21 protein-coding genes and 1 pseudogene are annotated in these 20,045 nt (G+C 69.9%); 4 read left to right on the plus strand and 18 right to left on the minus strand.

Annotated features, from left to right (window positions below; all coding sequences use genetic code 11):
• Positions 1–6: 6 nt before the first annotated feature.
• Positions 7–1,380 (minus strand): ATP-dependent DNA helicase, encoded by a 1,374-nt coding sequence (locus ABXJ56_RS06125; RefSeq protein ID WP_353998825.1) that lies wholly within the window; start codon positions 1,378–1,380, stop codon positions 7–9.
• A gap of 48 nt (positions 1,381–1,428) precedes the next feature.
• Here ABXJ56_RS06125 and ABXJ56_RS06130 point away from each other — a divergent pair, with 48 nt between their 5' ends.
• Positions 1,429–2,493 carry a hypothetical protein gene (locus ABXJ56_RS06130; protein WP_353998826.1) on the plus strand — a complete coding sequence of 355 codons (1,065 nt, stop codon included), beginning with the start codon at positions 1,429–1,431 and terminating at the stop codon, positions 2,491–2,493.
• A 39-nt stretch (positions 2,494–2,532) separates the two neighbouring features.
• On the opposite strand, the gene ABXJ56_RS06135 is transcribed toward ABXJ56_RS06130, so the two are convergent.
• Positions 2,533–4,509 (minus strand): cytochrome c oxidase assembly protein, encoded by a 1,977-nt coding sequence (locus tag ABXJ56_RS06135; protein ID WP_353999976.1) that lies wholly within the window; start codon positions 4,507–4,509, stop codon positions 2,533–2,535.
• A gap of 133 nt (positions 4,510–4,642) precedes the next feature.
• Positions 4,643–4,930: an HU family DNA-binding protein gene (locus ABXJ56_RS06140; protein WP_053546899.1), complete on the minus strand. Its 288-nt coding sequence runs from the start codon at positions 4,928–4,930 to the stop codon at positions 4,643–4,645.
• 310 nt (positions 4,931–5,240) lie between these two features.
• Between ABXJ56_RS06140 and ABXJ56_RS06145 the strand changes: the two genes are divergently transcribed.
• Positions 5,241–7,016, plus strand: coding sequence for a M20/M25/M40 family metallo-hydrolase (locus ABXJ56_RS06145; RefSeq protein WP_353998827.1), 1,776 nt, complete (start codon positions 5,241–5,243; stop codon positions 7,014–7,016).
• 78 nt (positions 7,017–7,094) lie between these two features.
• Here ABXJ56_RS06145 and rpsN read toward each other — a convergent pair whose 3' ends face one another.
• From rpsN to ABXJ56_RS06175, 6 genes and pseudogenes are all read right to left on the minus strand, one after another.
• Positions 7,095–7,400 (minus strand): 30S ribosomal protein S14, encoded by a 306-nt coding sequence (gene rpsN, locus ABXJ56_RS06150; RefSeq protein WP_353998828.1) that lies wholly within the window; start codon positions 7,398–7,400, stop codon positions 7,095–7,097.
• Between the two features lie 4 nt (positions 7,401–7,404).
• Positions 7,405–7,575: a 50S ribosomal protein L33 gene (rpmG, locus tag ABXJ56_RS06155; protein ID WP_005051772.1), complete on the minus strand. Its 171-nt coding sequence runs from the start codon at positions 7,573–7,575 to the stop codon at positions 7,405–7,407.
• A complete protein-coding gene (gene rpmB / locus ABXJ56_RS06160) occupies positions 7,575–7,811 on the minus strand; it encodes a 50S ribosomal protein L28 (protein ID WP_053546896.1) in 237 nt (78 codons plus the stop codon). The genes rpmG and rpmB overlap by 1 nt, the downstream gene beginning before the upstream one ends.
• A gap of 177 nt (positions 7,812–7,988) precedes the next feature.
• Positions 7,989–8,246: an HNH endonuclease gene (locus ABXJ56_RS06165; protein WP_353999977.1), complete on the minus strand. Its 258-nt coding sequence runs from the start codon at positions 8,244–8,246 to the stop codon at positions 7,989–7,991.
• A 69-nt stretch (positions 8,247–8,315) separates the two neighbouring features.
• Positions 8,316–9,328: pseudogene (locus tag ABXJ56_RS06170) on the minus strand (DUF222 domain-containing protein); the annotation flags it as partial.
• Between the two features lie 20 nt (positions 9,329–9,348).
• Complete coding sequence (locus ABXJ56_RS06175; RefSeq protein WP_353998829.1) at positions 9,349–9,813, minus strand: GNAT family N-acetyltransferase; 465 nt, start codon at positions 9,811–9,813, stop codon at positions 9,349–9,351.
• Positions 9,814–9,890: 77 nt separating this feature from the next.
• Here ABXJ56_RS06175 and ABXJ56_RS06180 point away from each other — a divergent pair, with 77 nt between their 5' ends.
• Positions 9,891–10,523 (plus strand): HAD family hydrolase, encoded by a 633-nt coding sequence (locus ABXJ56_RS06180; protein WP_353998830.1) that lies wholly within the window; start codon positions 9,891–9,893, stop codon positions 10,521–10,523.
• Positions 10,524–10,526: 3 nt separating this feature from the next.
• On the opposite strand, the gene ABXJ56_RS06185 is transcribed toward ABXJ56_RS06180, so the two are convergent.
• Both ABXJ56_RS06185 and ABXJ56_RS06190 read right to left on the minus strand, forming a co-directional pair.
• Positions 10,527–11,195 carry a DNA-3-methyladenine glycosylase gene (locus ABXJ56_RS06185; protein ID WP_353998831.1) on the minus strand — a complete coding sequence of 223 codons (669 nt, stop codon included), beginning with the start codon at positions 11,193–11,195 and terminating at the stop codon, positions 10,527–10,529.
• Between the two features lie 80 nt (positions 11,196–11,275).
• A complete protein-coding gene (locus ABXJ56_RS06190; RefSeq protein ID WP_353998832.1) occupies positions 11,276–11,578 on the minus strand; it encodes a hypothetical protein in 303 nt (100 codons plus the stop codon).
• Positions 11,579–11,769: 191 nt separating this feature from the next.
• Here ABXJ56_RS06190 and ABXJ56_RS06195 point away from each other — a divergent pair, with 191 nt between their 5' ends.
• Positions 11,770–13,389 carry an MFS transporter gene (locus tag ABXJ56_RS06195; RefSeq protein ID WP_353998833.1) on the plus strand — a complete coding sequence of 540 codons (1,620 nt, stop codon included), beginning with the start codon at positions 11,770–11,772 and terminating at the stop codon, positions 13,387–13,389.
• Here ABXJ56_RS06195 and ABXJ56_RS06200 read toward each other — a convergent pair.
• The 7 genes from ABXJ56_RS06200 to ABXJ56_RS06230 are packed head-to-tail and all read right to left on the minus strand — an operon-like array spanning position 13,371 to position 19,888.
• Complete coding sequence (locus ABXJ56_RS06200) at positions 13,371–14,777, minus strand: hypothetical protein (protein WP_353998834.1); 1,407 nt, start codon at positions 14,775–14,777, stop codon at positions 13,371–13,373. The genes ABXJ56_RS06195 and ABXJ56_RS06200 overlap by 19 nt on opposite strands.
• A gap of 5 nt (positions 14,778–14,782) precedes the next feature.
• Positions 14,783–15,601, minus strand: a complete 819-nt coding sequence (locus tag ABXJ56_RS06205; RefSeq protein ID WP_353998835.1) for a TIGR03943 family putative permease subunit — start codon at positions 15,599–15,601, stop codon at positions 14,783–14,785.
• Entirely contained in the window at positions 15,594–16,616 is a 1,023-nt protein-coding gene (locus ABXJ56_RS06210) for a permease (protein WP_353998836.1), read from the minus strand. Before ABXJ56_RS06210 ends, ABXJ56_RS06205 begins: the two co-directional genes overlap by 8 nt.
• Positions 16,603–17,016, minus strand: coding sequence for a Fur family transcriptional regulator (locus tag ABXJ56_RS06215; protein WP_353998837.1), 414 nt, complete (start codon positions 17,014–17,016; stop codon positions 16,603–16,605). The genes ABXJ56_RS06210 and ABXJ56_RS06215 overlap by 14 nt, the downstream gene beginning before the upstream one ends.
• A 45-nt stretch (positions 17,017–17,061) precedes the next feature.
• A complete protein-coding gene (locus ABXJ56_RS06220) occupies positions 17,062–17,952 on the minus strand; it encodes a metal ABC transporter permease (protein WP_353998838.1) in 891 nt (296 codons plus the stop codon).
• On the minus strand, positions 17,949–18,779 hold the full coding sequence (locus ABXJ56_RS06225) for a metal ABC transporter ATP-binding protein (protein WP_353998839.1): 831 nt from the start codon (positions 18,777–18,779) through the stop codon (positions 17,949–17,951). Before ABXJ56_RS06225 ends, ABXJ56_RS06220 begins: the two co-directional genes overlap by 4 nt.
• A complete protein-coding gene (locus ABXJ56_RS06230) occupies positions 18,776–19,888 on the minus strand; it encodes a metal ABC transporter solute-binding protein, Zn/Mn family (protein ID WP_353998840.1) in 1,113 nt (370 codons plus the stop codon). Before ABXJ56_RS06230 ends, ABXJ56_RS06225 begins: the two co-directional genes overlap by 4 nt.
• Between the last annotated feature and the right edge of the window lie 157 nt (positions 19,889–20,045).

Genomic DNA, 20,045 nt, shown 5'->3' on the forward strand with positions numbered 1-20,045 from the left:
ACGCGCTCAGCCGCGCTCGGAAGCGGCGCGGGAGCGTGCCTCCGCCATCCATCGCGCCACATCGGGGTCGACGCGGATGTCGCTCGGACGCAGCGGCCTGGAGAGGTAGAGCCCGTCGAGGGAGGTGAGCCGCGACAGCGCCACATAGGTCTGCCCGGGCGCGAAGGCGCCGGACCCCAGGTCGATCACGGCCCGCTCGTAGGTCTTCCCCTGCGACTTGTGGATCGTCACGGCCCACGCCAGGCGCAGCGGGAACTGGGTGAACTCCGCCACGATGTCGCGCGTGAGCGATTTCGACCCGGGGTCGTAGGCGTAGCGGAACCTCTCCCACACCGCCGGCTCCACGTCGAACTCCTCGCCCTCGACCTCCACGCGCACCGATTCGCCGGCGATCCGGGTGACGGTCCCGATCGTGCCGTTGACCCAGCGCGGGGGCTCTCCGCCGAACCCCTGGGTGTCGTTGCGGAGGAACATGACCTGCGCGCCGACCTTCAGCTTCAGCTCGACGTCGGCCGGATAGGCGGCATCCCCTCGCCCGAAGTCGCCCGAGATGTCGGCCGTCGCCGTCTGCTCGCGACCGACGAGTTCGGTGAGGTGGCGCCGGTTGATCTGATTCACGATGTCGTTGCGCGTGGCAAGGGTGATGATCGGATGCTCGCCGTCCGCCGGATCCGGGGGCGTCCGCGCCCCGGTGTCATTGAGGATCTGCGCGATGTCGGCCGTCACCCGCCCGTACCGGACCGCGTTCAGCATCGCCTTGAACGCCGGATCGCTCTGCCGGTGGATGTCGACGAGCTCCCGCACGTGGAGGGCGGCGCCGTGAGATCCGATGTCGAGGATGCCGTCGGCCGCGCGCTCCCCCACCCAGACCCGCGCGTCGAAGAACCAGAACGAGCGGTAGTGATCGCGGACGTATCGCATCTCGTCGCCGCGCGGCGGCACCGGCGCGAGCTGGTAAGGGTCGCCGAACATGACGATCTGCACGCCGCCGAAGGGCTCGGCCCGGCGCCCGCGCGCCTGACGGAGCGACCGGTCGATCGCGTCCATGAGGTCGGCGTTGACCATCGATATCTCGTCGATCACGAGGGTGTCGATCGCATTGAGGATGCGTCGCGTCGGATCGGTCTGGTCGATCGGGCTCCCCGCGATCAGACCGATCGGCAGACGGAACAGCGAATGGATCGTCTGGCCCTCGACGTTCAGCGCCGCCACCCCCGTCGGCGCGCAGATCGCGATCTGCTTGGAGGTGTTCCACGCCAGGTGCTGGAGGAGGGTGGATTTGCCGGTCCCCGCCCGGCCGGTGACGAAGACGTGCTCCCGCGTGTCCTCGATCAGACGGAACAGCGCCTCCTGCTCGGCGGAGAGGGCGGGCGTGGTCACCGACTCATGCTAACGAGAGGATCGCCCCGTGCTTCCTAGACTGGACTCGTGGACCAGAGCGCGCAGGGCGGCCGGGAGCGTCGTCGACCGCGCCTCGGACTCGAGCTGGGCCTGATCGGCGTGGCGCTCGTGGTGGTCCTCGGCGCGGCCGTCGCGGGCTGGGCGGTGCTCGAGCGTGCGGTCTACAGCCCGTCCGCGTTCGTGGAGCGGTACCTCGGCCTCCTCGCCGACGGGCGCGCGGCCGACGCGCTGCAGATCCCCGGCGTCGCGGTCGACGCCCTCGAGCTCGAGGCCGCGGGGCTTCCGGTGACCTCGGACGAGGCGCTCCTGCGCCCGGCCGCGCTGGGTTCGCTCACCGACATCGCCGTCGTCTCGGAGGAGCAGCTCGAGGACGGACGCCACCGCGTCACCGCCGAGTACCGCGCGGGCGCCTACCCCGGTTCCACGACCTTCGACGTGGAACGCGAGGGCACCATCGGCCTCGCCCCGACCTGGCGCTTCGCGACGAGCCCGCTGGCGGTGATGGAGCTGACGGTCAAGGGATCGATGAGCTTCGACGTCAACGGCTTCCGCATCGACAAGCGGCAGGTCTCCCCGGACGGCGCAGATGCCGACCCCCTCGCACCCCTCCCCCTCCTCGTGTTCTCGCCCGGGGTCTATTCGGTCTCGGTCGACACCGCGATCGCGGCGACCCCGGGGATCGCGGTGCTCTCCGACATCCCCTTCCACGAGATCCCGGTGGAGCTGCAGGCCACCGCCACCGATGAGTTCGTCGCGGTCGTGCAGGAGCGCGTGGACGAGTTCCTCACAGGGTGCGCCGGCCAACAAGTGCTCCAGCCCACCGGATGCCCCTTCGGCTACGTCCTGCAGGACCGCATCGTGTCGCTGCCGACGTGGGAGATCGTCCAGCAGCCCGAGGTGCGCCTCCAGCCCGACGGCGCCGGCTGGCGGATCGTTCCCGCCGAGGCGGCGGCGCGTCTGGACGTGGAGGTGCAGTCCCTCTTCGACGGCGTGATCTCGCCGCTCAGCGAAGAGGTCCGCTTCCCCGTCGCCGGCGACATCACGGTGCTTCCGGACGGGACCGCGACGATCATCGTCCGCGCACCCGACTGAGCGGCGTCCGCTCAGCATCCGCCCCTGATCGACTCGTCGCTACAGTCCGGCTCGCGCGTCGCGCTCGGCCATCTGCGCGAGGCGGGCGTTGTACTCCTCGAGCTCGGCGTCGCCCGTGCGGTCGGCGTGCCGGTCGCTGCGCTTCTGATCGCGCGCGTCGCTGCGGCTCCATTGGATCGCGACCGTGACGGCGAGGATGAGGGTGGGGATCTCACCGACCGACCAGGCGACACCGCCGCCGATGTACTGGTCCTCGAGCGGCGTCGGACCCCACGTGCGCCCCATGGAGCCGTACCACTCGGCGACCATGAGCCCGGTCTGCATCATGATCGCGATGCCGAAGAACGCGTGCATGGCCATCACGCCGATGAGCAGAAGGAGCCGGCCGGCGTAGGGCAGACGCCACGGCACCGGGTCGATCCCGACGAGGGTGAGGGCGAACAGGTATCCGGTGAGCAGGAAGTGCGCGACCATCCACTCGTGTCCGAGGTGGTCGTAGAGCGTCCATCGGAAGAGGTCGGTGAAGTAGAAGACCCAGAGCGATCCGATGAAGAGACCCGCCGCGACGAACGGGTTCGTGAGGACCCGGGCAACCGGGGAGTGCACGGCCCACAGGATCCACTCGCGGCCGCCCCGCGTGCCGTCGTCGCGCTTGCGGATCGCACGTGCGGCGAGCGTGACGGGGGCGCCGACGACGAGGAGGACGGGGATCGCCATGCTGAGGAGCATGTGGGCGATCATGTGCATGCTGAACAGGTAGTGCCCGTAGACGTTGACCGAGCCGTTCGTGACCCAGACCAGCAGCAGGAGACCCGTCATCCACAGGATCGTGCGATGCAGCGGCCAGCGGTCGCCGCGACGGCGCATCCGGAGGACGCCCGCGAGGTAGAAGAACGCGAGGAACCCGGCGAGCATCACCCACAGGAGGTCGATGCTCCACGCCGTGATCCACCGCTCCGGGGTCAGCTCGGGCGGCAGCGGCGCCTCGGACAGGATCTGCGCGGCGCTCAGTTCGGCCGGAAGCGGGACGACGCCGGGGGTGGGCGTGCGCGCGAGCGCGGCCGCCGCACCGCTCGCCGCACCCATGAGGGCGAGCTCGCACGCGATGAGCAGCCAGAAGACGCGGGATGCCGCTTCCTCGCGGAGGCGTCCGATGAGCCGGGTGCGGTACCAGGCGCCGAGGGCGCCGAGGGCGATGAGGGCGACGACCTTCACCATGAGGATCGCGCCGTACGGCGAGAACAGCGCATCCCAGTCGAGCAGGCCGATGGCCGCCCGCACGGTCCCCGACACCGCGACGATGACGAAGGCAGCCAGCGCGATGCTCGAGTACCGCGCCAGAACCGTCGCGAGCTGCGGCTTCGGCAGGAGCGGCCGGACCAGCACCATGAGGATCAGGCCGCCCAGCCAGATGGCGGCGCCGATGATGTGCAGGATGAGCGCGGTCATGGCCTCGTGGTGGAAGGCCTCCTCGCCCGAGTGGCCCTGCGTGCCCATCGGGACGAGCGTCGCCATCGCGAGGATCGCGACGAAGAAGGTCGGCGTCCACGAGCGCACCGCGAAGGTGAGGATCGTCAGCACCGCACCGGCGATGGTCGTGATGAGCCACGTGCGACCGAGCTCGGTCTCGACGAGGTAGCGACCGAGCTGGGCGCCGAACTCGGGCCCCGGGCCCACCTGCGGATTGAAGGCGTCGACGAAGGTGAGGAACCCGGTTGCCGCCGACGCGACGGTGAACACCGCGGCGGAGACGGATGCGGCATCCAGAGCCGTCTCGAACGGACGCTCGCCGGCACGGAGGGTGAAGAGCGCGGTGACGAGGATGCCGACCATCCCCGCCGCGGCCAGGTTGACCGTCAGCTTCACGATCGGGACGCTCCACCGCACGAACGGTCCCGGGTCGCCGATCGCGAGCGGCGCGACCGCACCGCCGTACATCAGCGCCCAGACGAGCACGATCACCGAGGACACGACGAGGATCGCCGGACCCACCAGGCGCAGCGCGCGCGGCCCGATCCCGCCGTCGGCGGGACGGCGCGATGCGGGGGCGCGCAGAGTGGGGGCGGAGGTCACCGTTCCAGCCTACGGCGGCATGCAGAAGGGGGATGCCGTGAGAGCACGGCATCCCCCTTCCGGAGGTCGGGTGTCGTTATTTGACGGCAGCCTTGAGCTTGGAGCCGGCGGTGACCTTGACGCGCTTGCCCGCGGGGATCTTGATCTCCTCGCCGGTCTGGGGGTTGCGGCCCGTGCGCGCCGACGTCTCGACCTGCTCGAAGGCGATCCAGCCGGGGATCGAAACCTTGCTGCCCTTGGCGACCGCCTCGGAGACGGTGGAGAAGAGAGCGTCGAGCACGCCCGACACCGCGGACTGGCTCTGTCCGGTGGCGCTTGCGATGCTCGCGACGAGCTCGGTCTTGGTGATGGACTTGTCGGCCATGTGGTTGTCCTCCAGGCGACGGATGTCGCCTCTCGTTACTGCGGACGAAGGATTCGCACCTCCGTTGGTCGGATGGACCGCCTCGACAGTACCAATGACCCCCGTGTTTCCGCGGATTCACGGGCATTTCGGGCTCAATCGCCCGGCGTGTCGCCCTCATTCTGAGGCTCCTGTGACGCGAGTGACCACCACGTGGATTGTTACGCCCGGGTGAAAAGTGCAGGATTTGCTTTGGATTTCCTGTCCATACGCGCAGGATGTGTCGAGTGCGCACCGGAGCGCACCTGACCCCTGAAAGGCGAACTCCCCGTTGCATAAGACGCATACGACGAAGACCCCGTCCTCCCTCTCCTCCCGCCGCGTACGGACTCTCGCGGTCGTCGCCGCCGTCGGCCTTTTCGGCGGCGGTGCGCTGGCGCAGCCGGCGTGGGCAGCCGTACCGGAGGGTCCGACGGAACACACGACCCTCGGACTGACCGGCGAGCAGGTCATGGCCCACCTCGCCGAGCTCGCGGAGATCAGCGAGTCCTACTCCGCAGAGGGCTACCGCATCTGGAACGGCCCCGGCTACGAGGCCTCCGCCACCTATGTCGAGGAGGCACTCGAGGCGACCGGCGCTTTCACGGTCGAGCGCCAGGTGTTCACCGTCGACGACGTGGTCGAAGGCCCGGTCACCCTCACCGTCGGCGAAGCGGTCTACACCGGCGGTCACATGATCAATGCCGAGGGAACCGCGACACCCGTCGTCGGGGCGCCGCTGGCGATCCCCGCCGCCGAGGAGGGCGGCCGCCTGGGCTGCGACCCCGCGTCGTTCGCGGCGATCCCCGCCGGATCGATCGTCATCGTCCAGCGCGGCGTGTGCGCGTTCGGGGAGAAGGTCGCCAACGCCACCGCCGTCGACGCCTCCGCGGTGTTCATCGCGAACAACGTCCCCGGGCTGATCGAGAACGGCACCGTCGGCGATCGTGACGAGTCCGCCGCTCCCGCGGGGTCGCTGACGCCGGAGGACGGCCAGACGCTGATCGACCTCGTCGGCGCGGCGCAGGAGGCAGAGGAGCCCGTGCCGACCGCCGACGCGGTCATCGAGAAGGAGTTCGTCGAGGTCCCCACGTTCAACGTGATCGCGGAGTCCGTCGCCGGCGATCCCGAGGATGTCGTCGTGATCGGCGCCCACCTCGATGGCGTCGACGCGGGGCCGGGCGTCAATGACAACGCGTCGGGATCGGCGGCACTGCTCGCCCTCGCCGATCAGGTGGCGGCGTACGAGTTCCCGAATGACCGGAAGATCCGCCTCGCCTTCTGGGGCGCGGAGGAGATCGGGCTGCTCGGCTCGACCCACTACGTCACCGATCTCGCCGCAAACGATCCCGCGGCGCTCGAGCGCATCTCGTCGTACCTGAACTACGACATGATCGGCTCCGACAACTACACCGTCGGTGTCTACGATGCCGACCAGTCGACCTTCGAGGCGCCCGTGACGGTGCCCGAGGGCTCCATCGAGCTCGAAGCGATCTTCACGGACTACTTCGACGGCGTGGAGCAGCCGTGGGTGGACAGTGAGTTCTCGGGCCGTTCGGACTACCAGGCGTTCATCGAAGCCGGCATCCCGGCGGGTGGACTCTTCTCGGGGGCCGACACCATCAAGACGGAGGAGGAGGCGGCGATCTTCGGCGGAACCGCCGGGGAGCCCCTGGACAGCAACTACCACCGCCCGACGGACACCCTCGAGAACGTCAATCGGGAGTCGGTGGATGCCTTCGCCCCGGCGATCGGGTGGGCCGCGCACGTGCTGGCCTGGGACCTCGTCGACGCGCAGCCGCCGGTGAGCCCCGAGCCCGAGCCGACGGATCCCGCGGTGCCGTCGCCGGAGCCGGAGCCGACCGGTCCGGGTGCCGAGCCGACGACGGAACCGGTCGAGACGGTGACTCCCGCTCCGGCGGCCGGCAGCGGTCGCGGTGACCTGGCGACGACCGGCGGCAGTTCCGTGGCACCGTTCGCTCTGGCAGCCGGCGTGCTTCTCCTGGGCGGTGTGGCAGTGAGTGCGCTGGCCGCCTCGCGTCACCGTCGCATTCGTTCGGAGTCGTGACGCGCACAGTCGCGTCGTAGGAACGACGAAGGGCGGGTCTCCCTCGGGAGGCCCGCCCTTCACAGTGGCGTCTGGTGCTTACCAGGACGACTTGGTCACACCGGGGAGTTCCCCACGGTGGGCCATGTCGCGGAAGCGCACACGCGAGATGCCGAACTTCGTCAGCACGCCGCGGGGGCGACCGTCGATGACGTCGCGCGAACGCAGACGGACCGGCGATGCGTTGCGGGGCAGCTTCTGCAGGCCCAGGCGAGCGGCTTCGCGCTGCTCGTCGGTCGACGCGGGGTCGACGAGGGCCTTCTTCAGCTCGGCGCGCTTCGCGGCGTAGCGGTCGACGACCTCCTGGCGCTGCTGGTTGCGCGCGATCTTGCTCTTCTTGGCCATGAGATCAGCGCTCCTCTCGGAATTCGACGTGCTTGCGGATGACCGGGTCGTACTTCTTCAGCACGATGCGGTCGGGGTTGTTGCGGCGGTTCTTGCGCGTCACGTAGGTGTACCCCGTACCGGCGGTCGAACGCAGCTTGATGATCGGACGGACGTCCTGTGCCTTCTTGGCCATCAGAGCTTCACACCCTTCGCGATCAGGTCCTTCGCGACCGACTCGATGCCGCGGGCGTCAATGACCTTGATGCCCTTGGCCGAGACGTTCAGCGTGATCTTGCGACCAAGCGAGGGAACGAAGTAGGTCTTCTTCTGCACGTTCGGGTCGAAGCGACGCTTCGTCCGGCGGTGCGAGTGCGAGATGTTGTGACCGAAGCCGGGAACCGCTCCAGTCACCTGGCACACTGCTGCCATGGTGATGTCTCCTTCTGTACCGTGACACCGGACGGTGCCACCCAAGATCCCTTGTCTGCACCCCGCACGACACCGCCGTTTCCGGCGGAGATTCGGGGTGGGGTGCGAACTGTCCGCTGGAGTGCGGGCAGACAAACGACGAGTCTAGCACGCGCGCACGGCGCGCCGTGATCCGCGTCAGGCGGTGAGGGTGTATCTGCGGGCGCCGGCGGGGCGTGGGGTGCGGTGCGGGTCGATCCAGGGTGGGGGGATCAGCCAGACGGTGGCGTGGGTGCCGGTTCCGTCGATGTGGATGTCCCAGCCGTCGGCGTGGAGGCGGTGGTGGCACCCGGTGCACAGCAGCACCCCGTTGCCGAGGTCGGTGGATCCTCCGTCGCGTTTCCACCAGGTGATGTGGTGGACGTGGCACCAGGCCGGGGGCGCCCCGCAGGACACGCACCCGCCGTCGCGTTCGACGAGGGCGAGTTTCTGCGCCGGGGTGAACAGGCGTCTTGTTCGTCCCCAGTCGAGGATGTCGCTGTCCCCGCCGAGGACGCAGGGGATGACCTGTGCGTCGGCGGCGAGACGCCGGACGGCCCCGGCGGGGATCGGCTGGGTGAGTCCGTCGATGGTCGCCGCGCCGGTGCCGGATTCCAGGTCGGCGAGATCGACCCGGACCACGATGGTGGCCTGTGGGCCGGTGGGGACCTCGGTGCAGCCGATCGCGTGGCGACACAGGTCCGCGAGGGCATCCGCTTGGATCTGCCGCACCGATCGGGGATCCCGTTCCCCGGCATCGGTGTCGGCGTGTTCGTTGCGGCGCAGCACCCCGCCCACGATCGCTTCGATCGCGGCTTTCACCGGCGCCCCGGTCTCGGCATCCAGCTTCCCCGCCAGAACCAGCATCCCGTCGCGTTCCTGGAGGGTGAACGACCGGTCGGCAACGCACTCCTCGTGACGGGGTTCAACACCGTCGGGGTCCAGGTGCGCTTCCGCCCGGGCGAGGAGCTTCGCGAGCTGATCCGGGCGAAGCCCCGGCACCACCCCACCAACTCCTCCTCCGCACGCTCGAGCCGTTCCGGGTCCACCCGGAGGGCGACACGGTCCAGCAGTGCGGTGATCGCCGCAGCCCCCGTCATCCCCAAGGTGCCGTCCGCGACCGCGCGGGCCACATGCGGATGTTTCGCGGGAAGCTCCTCACCGGTCAGTGCGGCACGAGGTGCGGTCGCTTCCCCGACCTGCACCCACCGCATCGCTTCCCCGACCGTGGTTCCGACCGTGGTCGCCATCAGCACCGGGGCGGAGGAGAACCCCGCCCTCCGCGCCAGGGAATCCCCACCGAGCTCCCGCCGCGACTGCCGAGCGATCTCCGCCGCCACAGGAGCGAGCCCGGCATCCACGTGACGCTTGAGCGCCCCGAACGCCTCCAGCACCCCCAGCAACTCCCCCGGCGCCAACGCCGTCACCGGCCGGTCACCACCCGCCGCAACCAGCCCCGCCAGCGCCCCCGCGATGTCCTCAAGACACGAACCATCCATACCTCAAAGATAGAACGCACCTACGACATTTGAGGCCTGACCGTTCGAACCAACAACAGCTCAGATCCCCGGAATCCGGCGCTCAGATAAAGCGTCTTCGCAACTAGATTCGAGCTAACGCCTATTTGACGGATCCCGCAGTCGTCAGCAAGGTCGCACACCGTCGCGATCAGGCGCCGGCCGATGCCGCGGCGGCGGTACGGCGCCAGGACGAACACGCTCTGCAGATCCGCGGAGAGACGCTCGGTGTCGCCCAGGTTCGGAACACGCCGGAACACCACCATCCACGCCATCCCCACGAGACGCCCGCCATCATCGGCCACCACACAGACGACGTCGCTCCGACCGATCCACTCGCGAAGAGCGCTCGTGAGTGTCACCCGCTCTTCGCCCTCGCCGGGCCGGTCAGCCCAGGCGACCTTCAGGTCGACGAGCCCGGAGAGGTCGCCCTCGACCGCCCGTCGCATCACCACGCCGACACCCATGGCCACATCGTGTCAGACACACTGTGCGAGCCACAGCCGGGACCCCTTCACTCCCGGGGGCCTGGAAGGATCGCGTGGTGAGTGAACTCCATCATCTGACGGACGTCAGGGCGGTCGTCTTCGACGTCGGCGAAACACTCGTCGACGAGACCGCGCAGTGGACGCGGGCTGCTCGGGCCGCCGGCGTCACTCCATTCGCGCTCATGGGAATGCTCGGAGCACTCATCGAACGCGGAGAGGACCACCGCGCTGCCTGGCGGATTCTGGGCGTAGACCCGCCCAGGCGAGGAGAGCAGATCGGAACAGACCTCTACCCGGACGCGCTACCGTGCCTCGCGCGTCTCGCTGAGGCCGGATATCGGATCGGGATCGCTGGCAACCAACCGGAGGTCGCCGAACGAGAACTCCGCGACGCAGGGTTCGAAGCGGAGCTGATCGCGTCCTCGGCAGTATGGAACGTCGCCAAGCCGTCGCCGGATTTCTTCACGCGCGTCCTGCGGACGATGAATGTGGAATCCTCCAGCGTGCTCTACGTCGGTGATCGCCTCGACAACGACATCCTGCCCGCGCGCTCCGTCGGCATGCGGACCGCTTTCATTCGTCGCGGGCCGTGGGGACATCTGCATGCGCGGCGGCGGGAGGTGGAGCTCGCCGATGTCGTCGTGAACTCTCTGGACGAGCTGTCGCGGATGCTCACCGACCAAGGCTGACTACTACGCGCCCGCCGCCTCACGGGCGCCGCGGCCCCAACGGAAGGGCGACACCGTGTCGTCGCCGGGGATCCAGAATCGCCAGGGGAAAGCTGCGGTGCCCGCGATGCCGGCGACACCGACGCGCGGCCCCGACGCCACCCCGTCGAGCGCCACCTCGGTAAGCTCCAGCAGCGCGGTCGCCCCATTGAGTTCGGTCCCGGCGAGCGCGTCGATGCCGTCGTGCAGCGCATGACGCAGGCCGACGGCCGAGCCGAGGCGGCCGGGGCCGCGGGCCAACTCGCGTGACGCGCGAGCAGCCGGGCGACGCGCCCACGCGACATCCGCTCCGGTGATCACCTCCCCCGCGCGGAGGAGCACACCACCGGCGACGCCCTCCGGCCCGCAGACGACGTTCACACACGAATGGATGCCGTGGCTGAGGTACACGTAAAGATGACCGGGCGGACCCCACATCGTCGCGTTGCGCGGCGTGGGTCCCATGCGCGCGTGCGAGCCGGGATCGGGCAGGTCGCCGGTCCCGCGGCCGTGGTATGCCTCCACCTCCGTGATCCGGACGGTCACCGCCTCGCCCGCGACCACGGTCGTCAGGTGCGCACCCAGGAGGCGCGGCGCGACCTCCAGCGGCAAGACGACGAGATCCGCGGCGCTTGCAGGTCGGACGGGAGCCATCCGCCCAGGCTAGGCGAGGAGCTGTCGAGGGTGCTTCTCTCCATCGCGCTCAGGAGCAGATGCGGCACCGGTGGCGTGACCTACTTGTAGTCGAACGCGTAGGCCCAACCCAAGGCATCGACGGCCGCTCTGGGTATGTGCGGATGCAGGATGCGGAAGTCGGCCTTCGCGGAATCCATCATCGACTGCAGGTCCGGGGCGACGACGTGTGCATCGGACTGGTAGAAGTCCTCCTCCAGCTGATGTATCTCGAGAAGTAGACGCTCGCCCACGTCCGCACCGTACTCTTCCCGAACCCGGTCATCGTTCCGAATGGGCGTGACCGCATCCCCGTGGCCAATCCAGAAGACGATGGCATCTGAGACCTGCTGTTCGTCGTTCACCCTCTACTCCGCACCAGATCGCTTCCCCGCTAGTGGGCCGGAAGGAGACTCACGTTATCTGACCCCGACCAGAGGTTCGCAGTCCGCGTGGACAGCGGATAACGCGTTCGCGAGGTCAGCCTGGCGGCCCCGCCCGATCTCATCCGCCGTGGGGGATGCCCCCGCCCCGTCACAGTCGTAGCGTCCGGCCCATGGGTCGATGGTCGGTGCTCCTGCTCCTGTGCGTGTCGCAGTTCGTGATGATCCTCGACAGCACCGTGATGAACGTCTCCATCTCGACGGTCGCGTCCGACCTCGGCACGACGATCACGGGCATGCAGGCGGCGATCACCTTCTACGCCCTGACCATGGCGGCCTTCATGCTCACCGGCGGGAAGCTCGGCGACCGCTGGGGACGTGCGCGGGCCTTCCGCATCGGCGCCGTCATCTACGGTCTCGGGTCGCTGACGACGGCACTGAGCCCCAACCTCACCGTGCTGCTCCTCGGCTGGTCGCTCGTCGAGGGGCTCGGCGCAGTCCTCGTCATCCCTGCGATCGCCGCCCTCGCCGCCGTCAACTACTCGGGTCGCGAGCGCGTCGTCGCCTTCTCCGCGCTCGGGGCCGCCACCGGCATCGCCGCCGCCGCCGGTCCGCTCATCGGCGGCCTGGTGACGACCTACGCGTCGTGGCGCTTCGTGTTCGCGGCGGAGACGATCGTCATGATCGCCGTCCTCCTCCTCTCCGGACGGATCAAGGATGCCGCGCGGGAAGGCTCCGTCCGCATCGACCTCGGGAGCGTCATCCTGTCGGCGGGCGGCATGGCGATGCTGGTGTTCGCGGTGCTCCAGAGCAAGAGCTGGGGCTGGATCGTGCCGCTGGACCCGCCCGTCGTCGGTGACGTCACGATCGCCCCGTTCGGCGTCTCGCCCGTCGCGTACCTGATCCTGCTCGCGATCGTCGTGCTGTGGCTGTTCGTCCGCCGCCAGCGCCACCTCGAGCGGACGGGCGGCAGTCCGCTCCTGAAGGTCGGGCTCCTCGGAATCCCCGCCCTCCGCAGCGGCCTGGCGATGTTCCTGTCGCAGTACTTCGCCATCGCCGCCCTCTTCTTCGTCGTGCCCGTCTACCTGCAGACGATCCAGGGGTACGACGCCCTGCAGACGGGCCTGCGCATCCTGCCGCTCTCGCTCGGCCTCATCCTCTTCTCGGTGGTGGGCTCGCGCCTGTCGACGCTGCGATCTCCGCGGCAGATCGCGCGCTGGGGGCAGGCGGTGCTCGCGCTCGGTGTGCTCCTGGTGTTCGCCGCGGTCCAGCCCGATCTCGCCGGCGTCGTGTTCGCCGTCGGCATGTTCATCGTCGGGGCGGGCTTCGGCCTCCTCGCCTCGCAGCTGGGCAACGTCAACATGTCAGCGGTGACCGCCTCCGACACCTCGGAGGTCGGCGGCCTGCAGGGCACCTTCCAGAACCTCGGCTCGTCGTTCGGCACGGCGCTGGTCGGATCGGTGTTCATCCTGCTGCTCACCTCGGGGTTCACCGGCGCGATCGAGAGCAGCGACCTGCCGTCCGGCATCCGCCAGCAGGTGGTCGCGGCCACCGAGACGGGCACGCCGATCCTGTCGCAGGCCGAGGCCGAGCAGGCGCTCGAGGCGGGCGGGGCGACCCCGGACGAGGCTGCCCAGATCGCGCAGACCTACGCCGAGACCCAGGTCGCCTCGCTGCGGCAGGCACTGTTCCTCGTGTTCGCCCTCGCGGTGGTCGCCCTCATGCTTTCGCGCGGCCTCCCCCGCGAGGTCGCCGCCGCCCCCTCGGCAGAACCTCAGGCCCGCGGGGTCTGACACCACGCGACCGACGATCCGATCAGCGGGACGACCTCCGCGCCGTCCGCGATCTCGAAGATGCGCGTCTCCACCCGCTCGGGGAGGGGGAGGCCATAGGTGTCGTAGCGATTGTTCACGGCATCCGGAGCCACCATCACCGCGAGGTATCGCGCGCTCGGCGAGACGCAGGTCTGCAGCACGGCATCGGTCGCGGCGATCTCGGTCAGCTCGGTCGCGGCGCCGTCGACACCCACGAGGGAGACGGCCGTCCGGCCCGTCGGCGCACCGTCCTCGAGCACCGCGCCGGTGCGGATGGTCGAGCCGTCCGGGAGGGGCGTGACCGTGGTCGCTCCGCCGAGGTCCGGCACCGGGTCGACCAGGGGCGACTCGGACGCGTCGGTGAGGTCGATCTCGACGAGCTCCTCGACCCGCTCGACGACCGCGACGGACGAGCCGCGCGCGATCCCCTCGATGTCGAGGGCCGAACCGAGAGCGGTCGCGCCGTCGCCTCCCGAACCGGTGAGCAGCAGCGTGCCGTCGAACGAGATCATCAGGATGCTGTCGGTGTCAGGCACGAATCGCCACGCCGCCACGCGAGTGTCGGCGCCGGTCACCTCGACCGGCGCTGCGACGGGATCGCTCCCCCTCGCAGACGCAGTGTACAGGCGACTCTCGCGCCCGCCGTCGGCGCCGAGGTCACGGTCGGAGAAGGTGAACCCGATGAGATCGCCTCGATCGGCGCTCTGCAGATTCGACACGTACCCGACATCGGGCAGCGCGATCTCGCGGAGGTTCTCGCCGTCGAGGTCGGTCACGAGCAGCTCGGAGGTGCCGTCCTCCCCCTGCACCGAGATGACGAGGTGGGTGGTCGTGGCGCGGTAGTCCTCGATGTGCGGATGCCGGAACACCGCCGACCCCGTCCCTTCGAGGTCGGTGCGGGCGATGACGTCCTCGTCGTCCCCGCGCTGCAGGAGGTAGGTCTGCAGGGGCGGTGTGCGGAAGCTCTCGGTGACGCTCGCCGTCGGGCCGCCGCCGATGCCCTCGACGTCGTCGATCGTGACGGTGTACTCGGTGTCGTCGTAGAGGGGCAGGGTGAACCGGACCCCGACGCTCCGCCCCGACGTGTCGACGGCGAAGGGGGTCGCCGGGGTGATGGTGACCTGCGACGGGTCGACCTCGGCGAGCGACTGCGTGGTCGTGACGATCATGCGGGAGCCCGATGTGTTCGTGGCGGCCTCCGGATCGACCTGCACCGACGTCACGCGCGGCCCCTGGATCACCGTGACGGCTGCGCCGACGAGACCGAACACCGCGAGGACCCCGACGACGGCGATCACGCCGACGACGAACGATCGCGAGCGCCGCCGATGCGCGCGGGCGCGGCGGGAGACGGGCTCAGCACTCATGGGGCTCAGTACTCATACGGGTCCGCGGGCTCGGGGATCTCCTCGATCGAGGCCGCCGCGATCTCCAGGCGGCCGTCGGATGTCGACCGCACGGTGCCGGTGATGCTCACCCACTGCCCCGTCTCGGGGGTGCCGACCTCGACGACGGGGATGCTCGCCGGCTGCGCGTCGATGACGCAGTGCGTGATGACCAGGCGGGTGAGCGAGAAGTCGCCCGACTCGCTCGGCGTCGCGAATCCGACCAGCTCCACCTCGTCACCGGCGAACGCATCGGGGTTGGTGGAGGTCGCGAACACCGCCGCCCATTCGCCCACGCCGAACGAGGCGGTGTCGCCCGTCGTGGCGAGGGTGACGGCATCCGATCCCGCGAAGAGCGGGGCAGCTCCCGTGTCGCGCGACATCGCCAGCTCCGCCGACAGGGTCGCGGGCGCGAGCACCAGGCTCAGGACCACGACACCGGATGCCGCGACCCCGCCGACCGCGGTCCCCACCGCGCCCACGGTCGTGAGCGGACCGGCCGGGGTCGGCTGGTGACGGTCGGCGTCAGCGTGGTCGCGATCGAGGCCGTGGGCGACGGGCTCCGGCGTGTCGCCGTGATCGTGACCGTGGTCGGCCTCGGCGCCGAGCGGGAGGGCGAAGGTGCCGATCGTGCCGATCAGGATGACCACCGACATCCCCGCGGCGAACCAGGCCGAGTCGGGGTTGATGTACAGCGAGATGCGCCCGGTGATCACGAGCGACAGGGTGACGACGGAGAGGATCGCGGCGAGTCCGACCCCGAGCCAACGGGTCAGGAGCGACTGACGGCGGAGGAGATCAGGCAACGAGGTTCACCCCCGTCCCGATCGCGAAGGCGGCGAGGACGACGACCACGGTGATGACGACGAGCGTGCGGGTGGTGAAGGTGGTGCGCAGGAGGGCGAGCATCTTCACGTCGACGATGGGCCCGACGAGCAGGAATGCGACGATGGACCCGGGCGTGAAGGTCGAGGCGAACGACAGCGCGAAGAACGAGTCGACGTTGGAGCAGATCGACACGACCATCGCCAGCGCGATCATCGCCGCGATGGACAGCGCCGGGTTCGAGCCGATCGCGAGCAGCGCCTCGCGCGGCACGAGCACCTGGATCGCACCGGCCATCGCGGAGCCGATGATCAGTGCCGGCATGACGGCCCGGAGCTCGACGACGAACTGGGCGAGACTCCGCTGCGCGCGACCGCTGGTGTCGTGGGCCGCGAGCTCGCACGTCGCCCGGAAGCGATCGGTGAGCACGGCATCCGGATCCGGGTGGCGCGAGTAGAGCCAGCCGATGAGGTTCGCGATGAGGTAGCCGCCGACGAGGCGGACGATGAGGATGCCGTCGTCGAACCCGAACGCCTGATGCGTGGTGATGATGACGATGGGGTTCACGATCGGCGCGGCGATGAGGAAGGTCATCGTCTCGGAAACGCTGAATCCGCGCATGAGGAGACCGCGGGCGAACGGGACGTTGCCGCACTCGCAGACGGGGACGACCATGCCGAGGAGCGACAGCACGGCGCGGCGCGCCCACGCCCGGCGCGGCATCCACCGTTCGATGACTCCCGGCGGCACCCACACCTGCACCGCGATCGAGAGCACGACACCGAGCGCGACGAACGGCAGCGACTCGATCAGGACGCTGAGGGCGAGGGTGAGTCCGTCCTCGGCCCGGGTCGGGAGGGAGGCGGAGAAGAGCGCGGGCGCGAACAGGTCGATCGCGAAGAGCGCGGCGACGACGACGGCACCGATCCCGAGCGCGACGAGGGTCTTCGTCGGGCGCGCGGGCGGCGCCGTGCGGGCCCGCTCAGTCGCCGGCACGCTCGTTCTCGGCGGCGGCCGTGCACGTCGCGCACACGCCGAAGATGTCGACGACGTGCTCGGCGCGGGTGAACCCGTGCTTCTCCGCGGTGTCGTGGGCCCACTGCTCGACGTCGGTCGCTTCGATCTCGACCGTGCGTCCGCAGGAGCGGCAGATCAGGTGGTGGTGGTGCCCGGTGCTCGTGCACGCCCGGTAGAGCGCCTCCCCGTCCGGGCTCTGGAGCGAGTCGGCGTCGCCCTGGGCGGCGAGCCCGGCGAGGGCGCGGTACACCGTGGCCAGGCCGATGCCGGTGTTCTCGTCGCGCAGCAGCGCGTGGAGCGCCTGCGCGCTGACGAATCCGGGGGCGTCGGCGAGCGCCTCGCGGACGCGCTCGCGCTGCCAGGTGTTGCGCTGAGCCATGGCGGGCAGTCTACCGGCGGGCCTTCCGAGCCGCCTGGGAGCGGGTCATGCGGCGGCGACCGCGGTGCGCGCGGTCTCGCGTCGACGGGTCACACGCCCCCGGCGTCCGCCGACGATGCGACAGACGAGGTAGATGAGGAACGAGATCGTCGTGATGTACGGGCTCACCGGGAGCGTGCCGGCGATCGCCACCAGGATGCCGCCCACCGCCGAGACGAACCCGAACAGCGCCGCGAGCACGGGCACCGCGATCGGACCGGTCGCGATGCGCATCGCCGCGGCCGCCGGAGTCACGAGGAGCGCCATCACCAGCAGCGCCCCGATGATGTGGACCGCGACGGCGACGATGAGTCCGAGGAGCAGCATGAACCCGAGCGACACGACGGTGCTCGGCACGCCGCGGGCGGCCGCGGACTGCGGATCGAGCGAGTCGAACCGCAGCGGGCGCCACATCATGAGCAGCGCGACGAGGACGAGTGCGCTGATCACGATGAGCATCCCGAGCTGACTCGACGGCACCGACACGATCTGCCCGGTGAGGAGGCTGAAGCGGTTCGCCGACCGCCCCTGGTACAGGGCGAGGAACAGGATGCCGAGTCCCAGCCCGAACGGCATGAGGACGCCGATGATCGAGTTGCGCTCCCGCGCGCGGGCACCCAGCCACCCGATGAGGGCGGCGGCGATGAGGGAGCCGACGATCGAGCCGGTGACGACATCCCATCCGATGAGGAGGAAGGCCGCCGCTCCCGCGAACGACAGCTCGCTGATGCCGTGGACGGCGAAGGCCATGTCGCGCTGCATCACGAAGACGCCGATCAGGCCGCCCACCAGGCCGAGGATCGCGCCCGCCCACACCGAGTTCGACACGAGGGCGAGGATCTGTCCGTACACCTCGACCCCGCCGAAGAGGGCTTCGGAGATCTCGCCCCAGTTCATCGGTGATCCTCGTCGTGGTGGTGGTGACTCTCTTCGGCATCCGGTGCGCCGACGACCACGAGCCGGTCGCCGGCCTGCAGGACGAACACGGGCGCGCCGTAGAGATCGGTGAGGACCTCCGAGCGCAGGACGTCCTCGGGGGTGCCGAGGGTGAAGCGTCCGCCGACGATGTAGAGGATGCGGTCGACGCGATCGAGCACGGGATTGATGTCGTGGGTGACCAGCAGGACCGCGGCGTTGCGCTCCTGCCGCTGGCGGTCGATGAGCGCGACGACGGCCTGCTGGTTGGCGAGGTCGAGGCTCGTCAGCGGCTCGTCGCAGAGGAGGAGGCCGGGGTCGTCGGCGAGCGCCTGGCCCACTCGGAGACGCTGCTGCTCGCCGCCGGAGAGGAGACCCACGGGGCGGTCGGCGAAGCCGGCGGCGCCCACCTCGGCGAGGAGCGCGTCGACCTTCTCGCGATCGGCTCGGCGCGGGATGGGCGGGCCGAAGCGGTGACCGCTGACGCCGAGGGCGACGAGGTCCCGGCCGCGGAGCGACGTCTCGGGCGGGAGGGGACGCGACTGCGGGATGTACCCGATGCGCCGGTTGCCGCCGCGGCGGACGGGACGCCCGAGCACCTCGATCGTGCCCGAGCTCAGCTGCTCGAGACCGAGGATCGCGCGCAGGAGCGTGGTCTTGCCCGACCCACTGGGCCCGAGGACGGCGATGAACTCTCCGGGCTGGACGTCGAGGTCGAGTCCGCCCCACAGCTCGCGCTCGGCACGCCGCAGCCCCGCACCGCGGATGCGCAGTGCGGGGCTCGAGGCCTGTTCGTGCTCGGTGCTCACTCCGCCAGAGCGTCCGAGAGCGCCGTGATGTTCTCCTGCATCCACGAGAGGTAAGTCTGGCCCTCCGGGAGCGTTTCGGTGAACTCGATCACCGGGATGCCCCGGCCCTCGGCATCCGTGATGATCTGCGTGGTCTCCGCTCCGCCGGTCTGCGCGTTCGCGATCACGACGCGCACATCACCGTCGGCGAGGAGGTTCATCGCCTCGAGGAGGGTGGCGGGCGGCACGTCCTGGCCCTCTTCGACGGCCTCGCTGAAGGCGTCGGGAGTCACGTTCTCGAGGCCTGCCGCGGTGGCGAGGTAGACCGGGACGGGCTCGGTGACGAAGACCGCCTCGCCCGCGTGGGCGGCGTCGATCTCGGCGAGGGAGGCCTCGAGGTCGGCGATGCCGTCGATGAAGGCCGCGGCGTTCGCCTCGAACGCGTCGGCGTCCTCCGGGCGCTGCTCGGCGAACTCCTCCGCGAGCGCCTCGGCGAAGTGCTCGATGGTGTGCGGGTCGTACCAGACGTGCTCGTTGAAGCCCTCGATGTGATCGTGACCCGAGTGGTCGTGACCGTCGCCTTCGGCGTGCTCCTCGCCCTCGTGGGCGTGGTCGTCGTGCGCGTGCTCCTCGCCCTCGTGCGCGTGGTCGTGGTCGTGGTCGTCGGGCTCGGCGGTCGCCTCGGGCTCGGCGGTCGACTCCTCCTCGGTGTGGTCGTGAGCGGCGCCGTCCTCACCCGGCCAGTCGTGCGAGAACTCCGCGACCGTGATGACGTGCGCGTCCGAGCCGCTCGCCTCGAGCAGACCGTCGATGAACGAGTCGTACCCGCCGCCGTTCTCGACGACGATGTCGGCATCCGCCACGGTCAGCTGGTCCTGCGCGGACGCCTCGTACGAGTGCGGGTCCTGAGTCCCGGACGTCACGATCGAGGTGACCTCGACGAACTCGCCGCCGATCTCCTGCGCGATCTGGCCGTAGACGTTCGTCGAGGTGACGACGATGATCGGGTCGGCGACCGTGGACTCGGCGGCGGGAGTCGCGGCGGGGGTCTCGCCGGAGGCGCACCCGGCCAGCGCGAGGACGGACACAGCCCCGAGGGCAGCGAGAACGAGGAGACGTCGGGTAGTCATTCCTCGATGATAAGCATCCTGATAATCGTTATCAACTCAGGGTGCGTCGAGTCAGGAAGCGCTCAGCTGTTGCGGACGCTCTCGGGTGTCACTCTGCGCCCCCTCGCCCGCGCCGAAGCGGCCACGACTGCCACCTGAGCGTGCGGCGCACCCGCCC

The organism is Microbacterium aurantiacum (genome assembly GCF_040532595.1).
GTDB classification, from domain to species: Bacteria; Actinomycetota; Actinomycetes; order Actinomycetales; family Microbacteriaceae; genus Microbacterium; species Microbacterium chocolatum_B.